The sequence below is a fragment of the Pseudomonas sp. KBW05 genome (assembly GCF_003852405.1).
GTDB lineage: Bacteria > Pseudomonadota > Gammaproteobacteria > Pseudomonadales > Pseudomonadaceae > Aquipseudomonas.
Map to the genome: position 1 here is coordinate 224,626 of NZ_QAJM01000003.1, position 16,144 is coordinate 240,769.

The 16,144-nt window shown below is 61.1% G+C and carries 14 protein-coding genes; 7 read left to right on the top strand and 7 right to left on the bottom strand.

The genetic code is table 11. From position 1 onward, the window contains the following. Positions 1-59: 59 nt before the first annotated feature. On the top strand, positions 60-1,379 hold the full coding sequence (locus tag DBR46_RS03065; RefSeq protein WP_124524981.1) for an MFS transporter: 1,320 nt from the start codon (positions 60-62) through the stop codon (positions 1,377-1,379). 147 nt (positions 1,380-1,526) lie between these two features. On the opposite strand, the gene DBR46_RS03075 is transcribed toward DBR46_RS03065, so the two are convergent. Beyond that, entirely contained in the window at positions 1,527-2,282 is a 756-nt protein-coding gene (locus DBR46_RS03075) for a hypothetical protein (protein ID WP_124524982.1), read from the bottom strand. A gap of 166 nt (positions 2,283-2,448) precedes the next feature. Between DBR46_RS03075 and DBR46_RS03080 the strand changes: the two genes are divergently transcribed. Continuing rightward, positions 2,449-3,081: a flavin reductase family protein gene (locus DBR46_RS03080; protein ID WP_124524983.1), complete on the top strand. Its 633-nt coding sequence runs from the start codon at positions 2,449-2,451 to the stop codon at positions 3,079-3,081. A 144-nt stretch (positions 3,082-3,225) separates the two neighbouring features. On the opposite strand, the gene DBR46_RS03085 is transcribed toward DBR46_RS03080, so the two are convergent. Then, positions 3,226-3,504: a hypothetical protein gene (locus DBR46_RS03085; RefSeq protein ID WP_124524984.1), complete on the bottom strand. Its 279-nt coding sequence runs from the start codon at positions 3,502-3,504 to the stop codon at positions 3,226-3,228. Between the two features lie 12 nt (positions 3,505-3,516). Next, positions 3,517-3,858, bottom strand: a complete 342-nt coding sequence (locus DBR46_RS03090) for an antibiotic biosynthesis monooxygenase family protein (RefSeq protein WP_124524985.1) — start codon at positions 3,856-3,858, stop codon at positions 3,517-3,519. Positions 3,859-4,185: 327 nt separating this feature from the next. On the opposite strand from DBR46_RS03090, the gene DBR46_RS03095 reads away from it, so the two are divergent. Next, positions 4,186-5,115 carry an AraC family transcriptional regulator gene (locus DBR46_RS03095; protein WP_124524986.1) on the top strand — a complete coding sequence of 310 codons (930 nt, stop codon included), beginning with the start codon at positions 4,186-4,188 and terminating at the stop codon, positions 5,113-5,115. Between the two features lie 140 nt (positions 5,116-5,255). On the opposite strand, the gene DBR46_RS03100 is transcribed toward DBR46_RS03095, so the two are convergent. From DBR46_RS03100 to edd, 4 genes are all read right to left on the bottom strand, one after another. Further along, positions 5,256-6,725, bottom strand: coding sequence for an ATP-binding protein (locus DBR46_RS03100; protein ID WP_124524987.1), 1,470 nt, complete (start codon positions 6,723-6,725; stop codon positions 5,256-5,258). After that, the gene (locus DBR46_RS03105) at positions 6,715-7,449 is read right to left on the bottom strand and encodes a response regulator (protein WP_017738074.1); all 735 of its coding nucleotides are present in this window, start codon (positions 7,447-7,449) and stop codon (positions 6,715-6,717) included. Before DBR46_RS03105 ends, DBR46_RS03100 begins: the two co-directional genes overlap by 11 nt. 144 nt (positions 7,450-7,593) lie before the next feature. After that, complete coding sequence (locus DBR46_RS03110) at positions 7,594-8,550, bottom strand: glucokinase (protein ID WP_124524988.1); 957 nt, start codon at positions 8,548-8,550, stop codon at positions 7,594-7,596. Then, a complete protein-coding gene (gene edd, locus DBR46_RS03115; RefSeq protein WP_124524989.1) occupies positions 8,547-10,373 on the bottom strand; it encodes a phosphogluconate dehydratase in 1,827 nt (608 codons plus the stop codon). Before edd ends, DBR46_RS03110 begins: the two co-directional genes overlap by 4 nt. A gap of 221 nt (positions 10,374-10,594) precedes the next feature. On the opposite strand from edd, the gene gap reads away from it, so the two are divergent. The 4 genes from gap to DBR46_RS03135 all read left to right on the top strand — a co-directional run bounded on the left by gap (position 10,595) and on the right by DBR46_RS03135 (position 16,045). Beyond that, complete coding sequence (gene gap, locus DBR46_RS03120) at positions 10,595-11,596, top strand: type I glyceraldehyde-3-phosphate dehydrogenase (protein WP_053257798.1); 1,002 nt, start codon at positions 10,595-10,597, stop codon at positions 11,594-11,596. 214 nt (positions 11,597-11,810) lie between these two features. Next, positions 11,811-12,329: an RNA polymerase sigma factor gene (locus DBR46_RS03125; RefSeq protein WP_101272772.1), complete on the top strand. Its 519-nt coding sequence runs from the start codon at positions 11,811-11,813 to the stop codon at positions 12,327-12,329. A 61-nt stretch (positions 12,330-12,390) separates the two neighbouring features. After that, on the top strand, positions 12,391-13,359 hold the full coding sequence (locus tag DBR46_RS03130) for a FecR domain-containing protein (protein WP_124524990.1): 969 nt from the start codon (positions 12,391-12,393) through the stop codon (positions 13,357-13,359). A gap of 115 nt (positions 13,360-13,474) precedes the next feature. Continuing rightward, positions 13,475-16,045 (top strand): TonB-dependent receptor, encoded by a 2,571-nt coding sequence (locus tag DBR46_RS03135; RefSeq protein WP_124524991.1) that lies wholly within the window; start codon positions 13,475-13,477, stop codon positions 16,043-16,045. Positions 16,046-16,144: the final 99 nt, after the last annotated feature.

Here is a 16,144-nt window from a genome sequence, read left to right on the forward strand (position 1 = left end):
CCCCAGCCAGGCTGTGCCCAGGCACGCTCCATAAAAACAACTAGATGAAGGATCCTTCAATGGATAACTCCAACGCCCTGCCTCTGGGGTCGGCGGCCGCGCCGGCAAAAGAGCGCACCACCTCCAGCCGTATCAAGTCGATCTTCAGTGGCTCCGTCGGCAACATGGTCGAGTGGTACGACTGGTACGTCTACGCCGCGTTCTCGCTGTACTTCGCCAAAGCCTTTTTTCCCGCCGGTTCCTCTACCGCACAACTGATGAACACCGCCGCGATCTTTGCTGTGGGCTTTATCATGCGGCCCATCGGTGGCTGGTTGATGGGCATGTATGCCGACTACAAAGGTCGCAAGGCGGCGCTGATGGCCTCGGTGCTGCTGATGTGCTTCGGCTCGCTGCTGATCGCCCTGACTCCCGGTTATGACACCATCGGCATCGGCGCACCGATTCTGCTGGTGCTTGCACGCTTGCTGCAAGGCCTGTCGGTGGGCGGTGAGTACGGCACTTCCGCCACCTACCTGAGTGAAATGGCGACCAAGGAACGTCGTGGTTTCTTCTCCAGCTTCCAGTACGTGACGCTGATTTCCGGCCAGCTCATCGCCCTCGCGGTATTGATCGTATTGCAACAGACCCTGACCACCGAGCAGTTGTACGCCTGGGGCTGGCGTATCCCGTTCGCTATCGGCGCGCTGTGTGCAGTGGTTGCGCTGTACCTGCGTCGCGGCATGGAAGAAACCGAGTCGTTCACCAAGAAGGAAAAAGCCAAGGAAAGCGCGATGCGCACCTTGCTGCGTCACCCCAAGGAAGTATTGACCGTGGTCGGCCTGACCATGGGCGGCACCCTGGCGTTCTACACCTACACCACCTACATGCAGAAGTACCTGGTGAACACCGTCGGCATGAGCATTTCCGACTCCACCACCATCTCGGCAGCAACGCTATTTCTGTTCATGTGCATCCAACCCCTGGTCGGCGGGCTGTCGGACAAGGTAGGCCGGCGGCCGATCCTGATCGCGTTCGGTATCCTCGGCACCCTGTGTACCGTACCGATCCTTACCACCCTGCACACCATCCAGACCTGGTGGGGCGCGTTCTTCCTGATCATGGCCGCACTGATCATCGTCAGCGGCTACACCTCGATCAACGCGGTGGTGAAAGCCGAATTGTTCCCCACCGAAATCCGTGCGCTGGGCGTAGGCTTGCCGTATGCGCTGACCGTGTCGATCTTCGGCGGCACGGCTGAATACATTGCGCTGTGGTTCAAGAGCATTGGCATGGAGACGGGTTATTACTGGTACGTGACCGCGTGTATTGCGGTGTCGCTGGTGGTCTACGTGACCATGAAAGACACCCGCAAGCATTCGCGGATTACCACGGACTAACAACCTGATGCAGTAGAAAAAACTGTGGGAGCGGGCTTGTGTGGGAGCGGGCTTGCTCGCGAAGGCGGTGTATCAGTCGACATCTTTATCAACTGACAGACTGCATTCGCGAGCAAGCCCGCTCCCACACAAGCCCGCTCCCACATTTTAGTTTTGCAGCGTCTGGCGAGTAGAACCATACCGCCGCTGCGCATACGATGCCCCCGCAATCATCGCCACCAACACCGCCGCCAACACCGCTGACGAGCCAATCGTGCCGAAATCCAGCCCGCCCTTTTCATAGGGTTTGGTGAGGAAGTCCCCCAGCGTTGCGCCAAACGGCCGGGTCAGCACGAACGCGACCCAGAACAACAACACCGACGAGATCTGCGTGAAGTACTTGAGCGCAACAACCACGGCGATGGTCGAGCCGATCAACAACGCGCCGCCGGCAAAACCCAGCCCCGAATCGTCCGCCAGGAAGTCGCCCAACGCGGTGCCCAGGGTGTTGGAAAACAGAATCGCCATCCAGTAGAACAACTCCCCGCGAAAGGTCTGCACCTTGTTCACGTTCAGCGAATCACCGCTGAGGTGCCACATGGCGAAGATAATCATCAGGAACACAATCAGGATCATCGACCCCGTGGCGTAACCCAGGCCCAGGGTGCGGTCCATAAAGTCGGACATGGTCGTGCCAGCCGTGCTGGTAGACAGGATCACGATCCAGTACAGCACCGGGTTGTAGGTTTTCGACCAGAGTTGCGTCAGCAGCGTGACGAGAAACACGCTGATCAGGATCATCGAGCTGAGGGCGTAGCCGACATTCAGGGTCATCGACAACAAATCCCCAGCGGTTTCGCCGAGGGTGGTTGCACAGATTTTCATGACCCAGAACGCCAGGGTGATCTGAGGAAGTTTATTCATGGGGTGGGAGGCTCCGAGGCGCAGTCATTCAATTGCGCGCAGACTGAACGCGGAGCTGTGAAAAATAGGTGGGCGCGGTATGAAAATTCCATATCGTCGATGGAAATTCTCCGCCACGCCTTGCAGTATGGGCGCCTCATTGCACCCGATCGCAGGAACCCCGGCCATGCCCGACGATATTCATTTCTACGAACCCGCCAACGGCCACGGCCTGCCCCATGACCCGTTCAATGCCATCGTCGGCCCGCGGCCCATCGGTTGGATTTCGTCCCACGACAATGAAGGCCGCCTGAACCTGGCGCCCTACAGTTTTTTCAATGCCTTCAATTACATTCCGCCGATCATTGGGTTTTCCAGTGTCGGGCGCAAAGACAGCCTGAACAACATCGAACAGACTGGCGAGTTTGTGTGGAACCTGGCGACCCGGCCGCTGGCCGAGCAGATGAACCAGAGTTGCGCGGCGGTATCGCCTGAGGTGAACGAATTCGAACTGGCTGGACTGACACCGGTGGCGTCAAAGGTCATCAAGGTGCCACGGGTGGGTGAGAGCCCGGTGTCGTTTGAATGCAAGGTCACGCAGATTATTCAGCTGCAACGAGCCGACAAGGAATTGGTGCCGAGTTGGCTGGTGCTCGGCGAAGTGGTGGCGGTGCATATTGCCAAGTGGTTGCTCAAGGATGGCGTCTATGACACGGCGGCGGCCGAGCCGATCTTGCGCGGTGGCGGCCCAGCGGATTACTTTCAGCTCGGGCCGGAAGCGCTGTTCAAGATGTACCGCCCAGGCGCCACCAAACCCTAACTGAAATACAGTCAAAAAATGTGGGAGCGGGCTTGTGTGGGAGCGGGCTTGCTCGCGAATACAGTCTGTCAGTTGATAAAGATGTCGACTGACACACCGCCTTCGCGAGCAAGCCCGCTCCCACACAAGCCCGCTCTCACAGTTCTAGACGGTGGCAGGCGCCCAAGCCAATTGGCCTTCCTCGTCAACGTCGACCAACCGCTCCAACTGCAACGCAGCCGCGTCATCGGCATCCGACGCCGTCTTGAATGTCTGTCCATCAAGGATCTTGTGAAAGCGCGGGGCGCCCATGCCATCCAGTGCCTTCACGGCGACGGCGGCGCTGTAGCCACCCTCTCCCGGCACTACGGCGGAAACGGCTTCGTGGTGGGCAAATTCTTTACGTGCCATGTTGCAGGTCCTGGCCAATGGGAAGTCGGCCATTCTAAACCTGATTCACCCGGCGAGTTGCAGGTACTCGCCATAAGCATTGGCGGCGGATGCATCGGTGAAGGTCTGGAAATCCATGCTGCGGATGACCATGTCGTTCAACAGCTCGGTGAAGATCACCAAAGCCGGCGAGTTGAAGTAGACGCTCATCGCCTGCTCGCTGCTCCAGAAACCTGAGACCAGCCACACATCGGCGTCTACCTGGGACTGCTGCAACGAGAATTGCAGGCAACCCTGAGCCTGGCGGCCCGGTTCGATCAAACTGCTCAAGCGTGCACCGAGTTCGGTGCTGCACCCGCTGCGGGCGCGGATAAAGGCCATATGGCTCGCGGGAATGGGGGTGGACATGTTCGACTCTCCCGTTGAGAAGTGATGCTCGGCAAACACTGTGGGGCGTGTTGCCACAGGATCAAAGATAACGGCGCGGGGCCGGGCGCGGTTAGTCGATTCCTGCCGGCTTATTGCACAATCCTGCGAGAAGCGCAGACAGGCGACCTGGCCCGCTGGATTTATCGCAGGCACAGACTCAGTGTTTCAGGCAGATGACAGGCCTCGTACTTGCCTGATTCACGACTTATCGCAGGATCAGGCAAGGATTGTGCAGAATCGACGTAACACTTTTGCGCAACCCGCCGCTAAGCTGAGCCCATCAAAAAAGCGTGTAGAGGCCTACCCATGTCGTCGCCTGAACATCAGCCCGTTCCCCTCGATGCCGAGATGGAAAAACAGCGCGCCGAACTGGCCAGCATCGTGCACCGGCACACTTGGGAGGACGGTTCCTACGGCACCGCGATCACCTCGCTGTACCTGAACCGCCACAATACGCCGCGCGATTTCATGCCGGTGCTGGTGGAGCCCGCCCTGTGCATCCTCGCCAGTGGCAGCAAGGAAGTGCGCCTGGCCGACGAGATCTTCGCCTACGACCCCCTCAACTACCTGGTGTTCTCGGTCGCCATGCCCGTGGCCGGGCGGATTATCGACGCCACGCCACAAGACCCCAACCTGTCGGTGCGTATCAATATCGACCCGGCGCAACTCACTGCGCTGATCGCCGAAGCCGGGCCGATGGGTGTGCCGTCGCGGCCGACCGCCCGGGGCATGTACGTCGACCGCATCGACCACGCGCTGCTCGATGCGGTGCTGCGCCTGGCGCGCTTGCTGGACACACCGAAAGACATCGCCATGCTCGCGCCGTTGATCAACCGCGAGATTCTCTATCGCTTGTTACGTGGGCCGCAGGGCTATCGGCTGTATGAGATTGCCGTGGCCAACAGTCAGAGCCATCGGGTCAGCCAGGCGATCACCTGGTTGAACGGCAACTACGAACAACCGCTGCGCATTGATGACCTGGCCAAGGAAGTGAACCTCAGCGTCTCGACCTTGCACCACCGGTTCAAGGCGATTACGGCCATGAGCCCATTGCAGTATCAGAAGCAGTTGCGCTTGCAGGAAGCCCGGCGGTTGATGATTGCCGAAGGGCTGGAAGCGTCGGCGGCGGGGTATCGAGTGGGGTATGAAAGCCCGTCGCAGTTCAGCCGGGAATACAGCCGGTTGTTTGGTGCGCCGCCATTGCGTGACCTGGCCAGGCTGCGCCAAAGCATCTGACTCAACAGAGATAAAAATGTGGGAGCGGGCTTGCTCGCGAATGCGGTGGTTCAGTAACAAATTTAGTGACTGACACTCCGCTTTCGCGAGCAAGCCCGCTCCCACACAAGCCCACTCCACATTTTGATCTGCGGCGTTTTTTAGTCCAATCCGCGGGGTAATTGCAGGGTGACCCGCAGCCCACCCTCACGCAAATTCTGCAAACTCACTTCACCGCCATGACTGTGGGCAATATTGCGCGCGATCCCCAACCCCAACCCATAACCCTGCTGCTGCCCGGCCAAGCGGAAGTGCGGTTCAAACACTTGCTCCAAGCGCTGTTCCGGCACGCCCGGGCCTTCATCATCCACATGCAGGATGAACTGCGCGCCATCGTCCTCGATGTGCAAATGGGCGGTCTGCCCGTACTTCAAGGCGTTGTCGATCAGGTTGCCGATGCAGCGCTTGAGCGCCAGCGGTTTGCCCGGGTAGGTGGTCAGCGCGCGGCCGTGCTGGGTCACCCGGCCGTTGCCGTTGGGGGCCAGGTACGGTTCCACCAGGCAATCGAGGACGTGGTTGAGGTCCACGGGTTCGATGTTTTCGTGGATGTCGGTGTCTTTCACGCATTGCAGCGCGCCTTTGACCAGCAACTCCAATTCATCCAGGTCGCGGCCGAACTTGGCTTGCAGGTTTTCGTCTTCGAGCAGCTCCACGCGCAAGCGCAGGCGGGTGATAGGCGTACGTAGGTCGTGGGAAATCGCGCTGAATAATTGGCTACGTTCAGTCAGGTAGCGGCTGATGCGTTCACGCATGGCGTTGAAGGCGCGGCCCACTTCCTCCACTTCGCTGCCACCGCCTTCGGCCACAGGTTCGACGTCGGCGCCCAAGGACATGTCCCGCGCGGCCCGTGCCAGGCGCTTGAGCGGGCGGCTTTGCCAGTGCACCAGCAAGCCGATGAACAGCAACAGAAAGCCGCTGGTGAGCACGATAAACCACACTTGCTGGGACGGCAGGCCCTGTTCTTCCAGGCTGGTGTAGGGCTCGGGCAATAGCGAGGCGATGTACAGCCATTCGCCGGGCGCGAGCTGGATCTGCGTGACCAGCACCGGCGGATTCACCGGTTCCAGGGTCAGTGCGTAATGCGCCCAGGAGCGCGGCAACTCATCGAGCTTGAGGCCGGCATTGAAGATACGCAGATCTTCGGCGCTGACAAATTCCACCGAGATATGCACGTCGGCGCCGAGGGTCTGGCGCAGCACTTCGTCCACCGCCACCAGCACCGCCTGCTTGCGCGGGGTTTCCGGCAACACTTGCATGTCCAGCGGACGGTCATTGAGGGTCACCACAAACCGCGTGCCGCCCATGCTGCGCAATTGGTCGAGGACCAACGGGCGATAGGCCACTGGCAACGAGCGGAAATAACTCACGCTGGCGGTCATCGAATGCGCCAGGCTGCGGGCGCTGGTGACCAGGCCTTCAAGCTGGGTGGCGCGCAATTGCGAGACCCAGATCACGCTCGACAGCGCCTGGGCAAACAACACCACCAGCAAGGTCAGCAGCAACATGCGCCCCAGCAGCGAACGCGGCACCGGAAAACGCCGGCGGCGCTCAGTCACAGGTTCAGTGGGCATTGCCGGCAACCACGCTGGCTGCCAGTTGGTAACCGCTGCCGCGCACGGTGCGGATCAGTCGCGGCGGCTTTTCGGTATCGCGCAGGCGTTGGCGCAGGCGGCTGACGGCCATATCGACGATACGGTCCAGCGGCATCAGGTCACGGCCACGGGTGGCGTTGCCGATGGTGTCGCGGTCGAGGATCTGTTGCGGGTGGTCGAGAAACAACTTGAGCAGGGCAAAGTCGGCGCCGGAGAGGATCACTTCTTCGCCGTCGAGGTGGAACAGGCGGTGGCTGATCATATCCAGGCGCCATTCATCAAACACCAACACGTCGCTGCTGCCCCGTTGCTCCTGGCCGAATTGGGCACGGCGCAACAGCGCCTTGATCCGCGCTTGCAGCTCGCGGGGGCTGAAGGGTTTGCCGATGTAATCGTCGGCGCCCAGTTCCAGGCCGATCACGCGGTCGGTTTCGTCGGAGCTGGCAGTGAGCATGATGATCGGCACCTGCGCCTGGCGCGGATGCTGGCGGATCCAGCGGCAAAGGCTGAAACCGTCTTCGTCGGGCAACATCACATCAAGGATGACCAGATCGCACGGCGCCTCGTTCATCGCCTGGCGGAACCCCGCGCCGTCCGGCACGCCACGCACCTGGAAGCCGGCACGACTGAGGTAGGTTTGCAGCAATTCGCGGATTTCCTGGTCGTCGTCGACGAGGAGAATGGATTTACTGATTACGCTCACGGGGGCCTCCTTGTTGTTATGGCCAAGCTTAAGTCATTTGTTGCCCTTGAGGCCCTCATCGCAGGCAAGCCAGCTCCCACATTTTGACCGTGTGAACCCGGTCAACTGTGGGAGCTGGCTTGCCTGCGATAGGGCCATCACTGCCTACGCAAAAGCCTGTTCAAGCGCCACGCCCGCGCCAGTCAACCCGGAGTAAGGCGCCGTCACCAACCACACCGGAATACCCTTGAAGTAGTCACTCATGCAGCCTTTGTCGCAAAAACTCTTGGCGAAACCACTGTTGATAAAGAAGTCGGCAAACCTCGGTATCACTCCGCCCACGATATACACACCGCCGCGCCCGCCGGTGGTCAGCACGTTGTTGCCGGCCACGCGGCCCAGCCAGATGCTGAACTGGTCCAACACTTCCATCGCCACCGGGTCGCCGGCCAGGCCTGCGGCCGTGATGGCCTCGGGCGTGTCCAGCACCGGCGTGTGCCCATCCACCGCGCAAATCGCCCGGTACAAACGCGGCAAGCCACCGCCGCTCAAGGCGGTTTCGGCGCTGACGTGACCGATTTCCGTGTAGATGTGCTGCCACAGCTGGGTTTCACGCGGGCTGCTCAGGGGCAAGTCGACATGGCCGCCCTCCCCCGGCAGCGCCGCAAAGCGACCGCCACCCAAGTCCAAAAGCGTACCGACGCCCAGGCCGGTGCCCGGGCCGATCACCACGGCCGGGCGCAACGGTTCCGGTGCGCCTTCGCAGACCACACGGAATTCGTCGGGCTTGAGGCGGGTCATGCCCAGGGCCATGGCCGAGAAGTCATTGACCAGCAGCAGCTCATCCACCTGCAAGGTCTTGCAGAACGCGGTCTTGCTCAGGCGCCAGTGATTGTTGGTGAACTTGAATTCATCACCACTCACGGGACCTGCCACCGACAGGCACACCGCGCCAATCGCACCGATTTGCAGGCCTTCTTCCTTGAGGTAAACCTTGATCGCGTCTTCAGGGCTGGCGTGATCCGCCGTGGCGTGCACGCGGATCGAATGCAGCTCCTGGTCCCGCCACAACGCAAACCGCGCGTTGGTTCCACCGATGTCACCGACCAGCGCAAGCTTCACTTAAGCGTCTCCAGGGCAGAGGTAAAGGCGCTGGCGCCCTGCTCTGCGGAGCTTGCGGCCAAGCGCATAAATGCAAACAGCTCGCGACCAGCCCCCACGTTATTGCCCAACAGGCCCGTGGCAGGCGCGCGCGCTGCAAATTCTTCGGCGTCCACCTTAAGCTCCAAGGTGCCCTTCACGCCATCGACGCGAATGATATCGCCATCACGCACCCGCGCCAGTGGCCCACCGCTCTGGGCTTCGGGGTTGACGTGGATCGCGGCGGGGATCTTACCCGAGGCGCCAGACATGCGCCCGTCTGTGACCAACGCGACTTTGAAACCACGGTCCTGCAACACGCCCAGGAACGGGGTCATCTTGTGCAGTTCGGGCATGCCATTGGAGCGCGGGCCCTGGAAGCGCATCACGGCGACAAAGTCTTTTTCCAACTGGCCGGCCTTGAAGGCATCGGCCAAATCCTGCTGATCCTGGAACACCACCGCCGGTGCTTCGACGATTTGATGCTCAAGGGCCACGGCCGACACTTTCATCACACCACGGCCGAGATTGCCTTCCATCACGCGCAAACCGCCTTCCGGGGAGAACGCACGGGCCACCGGGCGCAGGATGGTTTCGTCGAGGCTTTCGATAGGCCCGTCGCGCCAGATCAGCTCGCCGTCCACCAGGAACGGTTCCTGGGTGTAGCGGCTCAGGCCCTTGCCCGCGACGGTGTTGACGTCTTCGTGCAACAGGCCGGCTTCGAGCAGTTCGCGGATCAGGAACGACATGCCGCCCGCCGCCTGGAAGTGGTTGATGTCGGCCTTGCCGTTTGGATAGACGTGGGACAGGGTCGGCACCACCTCGGAGAGGTCGGCCATGTCCTGCCAGGTAAGGATAATGCCCGCCGACATGGCGATGGCCGGCATGTGCAGGGTGTGGTTGGTGGAACCACCGGTGGCGTTGAGGGCGACGATGGAGTTGACCAGGGATTTCTCGTCGACGATCTCGCCGATCGGCGTGAAGTTGCCACTGGCCTTGGTCAGGCGCGTCACCTGATGCGCGGCTTCGCGGGTCAGTGCGTCACGCAGTGGCGTGTACGGGTTGACGAACGACGCACCGGGCAAGTGCAGCCCCATCACTTCCATCAGCAACTGGTTGGTGTTGGCGGTGCCGTAGAAGGTGCAGGTGCCGGGGCTGTGGTAGGACTTCATCTCCGATTCCAGCAGCTCTTCGCGAGTGGCCTTGCCTTCGGCGTAGCGCTGGCGCACGTCGGCTTTCTGCTTGTTGGAGATACCCGATGGCATTGGCCCGCCTGGCACGAAGATCATCGGCAGATGGCCGTAGCGCAGCGCGCCCATCATCAGGCCGGGAACAATCTTGTCGCAGATGCCCAGCATCAGCGCGGCGTCGAACATGTTGTGGGACAGCGCTACCGCCGTGGACATGGCGATTACTTCACGGCTGAGCAGGCTCAGCTCCATGCCGGGCTCGCCTTGGGTCACGCCGTCGCACATGGCGGGAGTGCCGCCGGCGAACTGGCCGACCGAGCCGACTTCGCGCAGGGCTTTCTTGATTTGCTCGGGGAAATGTTCGTACGGCTGGTGCGCCGAGAGCATGTCGTTATATGACGAAACAATTGCCACGTTGGCGGCGTTCATCATGCGCAGGCTGTTTTTGTCTTCGGTGCCGCAACCGGCCACGCCGTGGGCGAAGTTGGCGCATTGCAGCTTGCCGCGCATCGGACCGTCGCTGGCTGCGCCGCGAATGAGCGCAAGGTAAGCCTCGCGGGTGGCGCGGCTACGGGCGATAAGCCGTTCGGTGACCTCAAGAACGCGGGGATGCATGTGTAGAACTCCAGGCTAACGGATGTGGCGACCTGAGTGTCTATGCTGATCAAACGCCCGCTACGCATGGGATGGCAGGGTGTCGTTTAAATCATCGGACCAGTTGATTCAGGTCACTCGTTGTAGATTGAACAAAATATTGCCACTAAAAAGGCTTGTTTTCTATTTTTATGCGAATAATCTTGTAATTCTTACAACAAATCGACGACAGGCACTCTCCAATGACTCTTCGTATCGCAATCAATGGTTTTGGCCGTATTGGCCGTAATGTCCTGCGCGCACTGTATACCCAAGGCTACCGCCAGGATTTGCAGATCGTCGCCATCAACGATCTGGGCGACAGTTCGATCAACGCCCACCTGCTCAAATACGACACCGTACATGGCACTTTCGAAGCAGAGGTTGCCCACGATCAGGAAAGCCTGACCGTCAATGGTGACCGGATTGCCGTCAGTGCCATTCGCAACCCGGCCGAACTGCCGTGGGCTGCCCACAAGATCGACGTGGTGTTCGAATGCACCGGCCTGTTCACTGACCGTGACAAGGCGGCCGCCCATATTACCGCTGGCGCGCGCAAGGTGATCATTTCTGCACCGGCCAAGGGCGCGGACGCGACCGTGGTCTACGGCGTGAACCATGACATTCTGCGCCAATCCCACCAGATCATCTCCAACGCCTCGTGCACCACCAACTGCCTGGCGCCGGTGGCCCAGGTGCTGCACCGCGAACTGGGCATCGAAAGCGGCCTGATGACCACCATCCACGCCTACACCAACGACCAGAACCTCACCGACGTCTATCACACCGACCCGTACCGCGCGCGCTCGGCCACCCAGAACATGATCCCGAGCAAGACCGGCGCCGCCGAAGCGGTGGGCCTGGTACTGCCGGAACTGGCGGGCAAGCTGACCGGCATGGCCGTGCGCGTGCCGGTGATCAACGTGTCGCTGGTGGACCTCACCGTGCAGTTGAAGAAAGACGCCACGGCCGAACAGGTCAACGCGCTGCTGAAAGAAGCCAGCCAGCACTCGAAAATCCTCGGCTACAACACCCTGCCGCTGGTTTCGAGTGACTTCAACCACAACCCGCTGTCGTCGATCTTCGATGCCAATCACACCAAGGTCAGCGGTAAATTGCTGAAAGTGCTGGCCTGGTACGACAACGAGTGGGGCTTCTCCAACCGCATGCTGGATAACTGCCTGGCGCTGTGTAACGCCGAATAACGGCCCAGTAGAGATCCCATGTGGGAGCGGGCTTGTGTGGGAGCGGGCTTGCTCGCGAATGCGGTGTGTCAGTTATAGAGGTTTTGTCTGACACACCGCTTTCGCGAGCAAGCCCGCTCCCACATTTTGTCCTGCGTTAACCTGCAAAAGTGTGCCTTGCAATTTGCGTTGATGATAAGCATTATCATTAACTGCAAATCGGTCTGGTATCACTGTGAGCCAATCTCGCTTCAACCAAGTCTTTCTCACCCAACGGGTGATTCTGCTGCGCACCTTGCAGCGCATGGTGAACAACCACAGCACCGCAGAGGACCTGTTGCAGGAAACCTACCTGCGCGTCACCCGGGCCCTCAGTGAGCGGCCTATCGATCACCTCGAACCTTTCGTCTACCAAACGGCGCGCAATCTGGCGCTGGACCACCTGCGCTCCCGCAGGATCCAGGCCCGCACGTTGCAGGAAGATGTCCCGCTGGACATCCTGCAAAGCGTCGCCGCCCCCATCAGCACGCCCGAAGATGCCACCCAGGCCGAGCAATTGCTTGAGCACTTGAGCGTCAGCCTGGGCCAGTTGAGCGCCCGCCAGCAGCAGATTTTCATCCTCAGCCGCCTGCACGGTTGCAGCTACCAGGAGATTGCCGATCAGTTGGAAGTGTCCTTGAGCACCGTGCAAAAGGAACTGAAACTGATCATGGCCATCTGCGTAGGTGTGGCCGAAAGGTTGGATCGGCCTTAAGCTTCATCCGATTGTGCTGTAGGAAAGATCAATAAAACGTGGCGAAGACCCGAGGAACACCGTGACGGACCCGAATAAACGGCACCCCCATGAGCTGGCTCATGAGGTGTTGCAAGACACGGCTATGGACCAAGCCCTCGATTGGCTGATCGCCTTGCAATGCCCGTTGCCCGGGCAACAGGCCGAATTTGAAGCCTGGCTGGCCAGCGACCCGGCCCACCGCCAAGCGTTCGCCAAGGCCCAGGCCGCCTGGGGTGGCGCGCCAGTGCACAGCGCCGCCGTGGCCCTTGCCGCGCCGCGCAAACCGAGCGCCTGGCGCCGTATCAAACCGCACTGGAAACCCCTGGCCACCGCTGCCGTGCTGCTGATCGGCCTGTTCAGCTTCAGCAACCTGCCGGTGCGCCTGCAAGCCGATCATCTCACCGTGGTCGGCGAACGCCAGCGCCTGCAATTGGACGACGGCTCCAAGGTGCTACTGAACACCAACTCGGCGTTTTCCAGCCGCATCAAGAACCAGCAGCACATCGCTCGCCTGTACCAGGGCGAAGCGTTTTTTGAAGTGGCGCCCAGCCACGGCCTGCCCCTGGAGATCGACGCCGGCCCGGTGCGCGCCAGCGTGCGCGATACCGCCTTCGCCGTGCGCTACCTCAATGGCGAGGCCCAAGTGCAGGTACAACGTGGCGACGTCGACCTGAGCAACACCTTCGACGACGCGCGCGTGCGCTTGAGCGCCGGGCAAAGTATCCGTATCGGCCCCAAGGGCTTCGGCCCGCCCGCCAAGCTGGACGCCAACAAGGACCTGGCCTGGGTCCAGGGCCGGCTGATCTTTGAAAACTGCCCGATGAGCGAAGTGCTCGCCGAGCTGCGCCGCTATTACCCGGGCTGGATCGTCAACAACAACGAGCAACTGGCCAGCGTCGCCGTCACCGGCAATTACCGCCTCGACCAGCCCCTGGACGTGGTGCGCTCACTGGCCCACATCACCTCGGCCAAGCTGTCGGAATACCCGGCGCTGGTGATCTTGAACTAAATGAGAATTATTTTTACTCGATAACCTCTGGCGGTACGTCTCGTCTTAGCCAATGCAACTGATTCCCATTTGTTTCAGTTCGCAACTATAAGATTCGTACTCCGGAGCGCTCTCGATGTCCTCTCGTTTCAACCGCCGGTCTTCCTTGCCCGTGCTGTCCGTGCTGACCGCCGCCATCCTGCTGGCTGGCGCGCCGGCGATGGCCGCCACCGCTGCCGAGCCTGCGCCGCGCAGCCACGGCAACTACAACTTCAGTATCGAGCAACAGCCGTTGGTGTCCGCGCTGAACGCCTTCACCAGCGTCACCGGCTGGCAAGTCGGCCTGCCGGCAGAGCTGGGCCAGGGTGTGTCGTCCCCTGGCGTACGTGGCCCGCTGCCACCGGAAAAAGCCCTGGACCAGTTGTTGGTGGGGACCAACCTGAGCTACCGCAAACTGGGCAACAACAACATCGTCCTGGAAAAACGTGCGGCCGGCGGCACCCTCAACCTGCAGCAAGTGACCATCAGCGCCACCCGCCACGAGCAGGATGTGACCAGCGTACCGAGCACCGTCAGCGTGCATGACCGCCAGGAGCTGGACCGCCTCAACGTCGGCAACAGTCGCGACCTGGTGCGCTACGAGCCCGGCGTCTCCGTGGGCGGCGCCGGCACCCGTTCGGGCAATGCCGGTTTCAACATCCGTGGCATCGACGGCGACCGCATCCTTACCCAGGTCGATGGCGTCGAAGTGCCCGATCACTTCTCCAACGGCCCGTACGCGCAGACCCGTCGCAACTATGTCGACCCGGAGATCGTCAAGCGCGTCGAAATCCTGCGCGGCCCGGCCTCGGCCCTGTACGGCAGCAGCGCCATCGGCGGCGCGGTGAGCTACTTCACCCTCGACCCCGACGACATCATCAAGCCCGGCCAGGACGTCGGCGCCCGCCTGAAGACCGGCTACAGCTCCGCCGACGAAAGCTGGCTGACCTCCGGCACCGTCGCCGGCCGCGTGCAGGACTTCGACGGCTTGCTGCACCTGAGCCAGCGCAACGGCCACGAGACCGAATCCTATGACGGCAACAACGTCACCGGCTTGAACCGCACCGCCGCCAACCCGGAAGACGCGCGCACCACCAACGTGCTGGCCAAGCTGGGCTGGAACTACGGCGATGACAACCGCCTGGGCTTCACCTACGAGAAGTACAAGGACGACCGCGACACCAATCAGAAGAGCGCCGTGGGCGGCCCGTACAACACCGGCTTCAACAGCAACCTGTACCGCGCACGCACCGGCAACGACACCATCAGCCGCGAGCGCTTTGGCCTGGAAAACAGCTTTGCCGTCGACTCGCTGTTTGCCGACCGCATCAAGACCAGCCTCAACTACCAGATCGCCAAGACCGACCAGACCACGGACGAACACTACGTGTCGGGCGCGCGCAATTTGTTGCGCCAACGGGAGACGCTCTACGAGGAAAAACAATGGGTGTTCGACGCCCAACTGGACAAGGCGTTTGCCATTGGCGACACCGACCACGTGGTGACCTACGGCACCACCCTCAAGCAGGCGAAGGTCACCGGCTCACGCACCGGCAGCGCCACCTGCCTGACCGTCAGCACCTACTGCGCAACCGTTGGCGGCCCGAGCACCTTCCCATCGGACAAAGTCGTCCCGGCCAGCGACTTCCCGGACCCGACCATCAACACCTACGCGCTGTTCGCCCAGGACCAGATCACCTGGGGCAAATGGACCTTCCTGCCCAGCGTGCGTTATGACTACACCCAGCTCAAGCCCAAGCTGACCGAGGATTTCCTCAACGCCACCGACCCGAATCGCGTCTACGCCCATGACGACAGCGACAAGACCTGGCACCGCGTGTCGCCGAAATTCGGCCTGACCTACGCCCTGACCGACAACTACACCTGGTTCGGCCAGTACGCCGAAGGCTTCCGCACACCGTCGGCGAAAGCCCTGTACGGCCGCTTCGAAAATATCCAGCAAGGCTACGTGGTCGAACCCAACTCGGACCTCAAGCCGGAAAGCAGCAAGAGCTTCGAAACCGGCCTGCGCGGCAACTTCGAGGAGGGCAACTTCGACGTGGCGGTGTTCTATAACAAGTACCACGACTTCATCAACGAAGACGCGGCACTGCTGTCCCCCACCGGCACCGCGTTCAAGGCCAGCAACATCAAGCGCGCCACCATCAAGGGCGTGGAAGCCAAGGGTCGCCTGAACCTCGACAGCTTCGGCGCACCGCAAGGCCTGTACACCCAGGGCTCGGTGGCCTACGCCTACGGCCGCAACGAAGACACCGGCGAGCCGATCAACAGCGTCAACCCGCTCAAGGGCGTGTTTGGCCTGGGCTACGAGCAGCAAAACTATGGCGCACTGGTTAGCTGGACCCTGGTCAAGAAGCAGGATCGTGTCGACAAGAACACCTTCTTCTCGCCCGACGGCGACACCAGCAAGGCCCCGTTCAAGACTCCAGGCTTTGGCATCGTCGACCTGACCGGTTTCTACAAAGTCACCAACGACGTGACCATCAACGGTGGCCTGTACAACGTGACCGACAAGAAATACTGGAACTGGGACGACGTGCGCAGCTTCGACAGCATTGGCGAAGCCGGTGTGACTGCGCCCGCCAATATCGACCGCCTGACCCAGCCTGGCCGCAACTTTGCGATCAACCTGATCTGGGATATCTGATAGCGCCTGCCTCACCCCGCCGATATTTCCGCGGCGGGGTGAGGTTTTTTTACTGTGCCGCGTCTTCTTGTTCGTCTATTTGATAACGGCTCTCTTTAA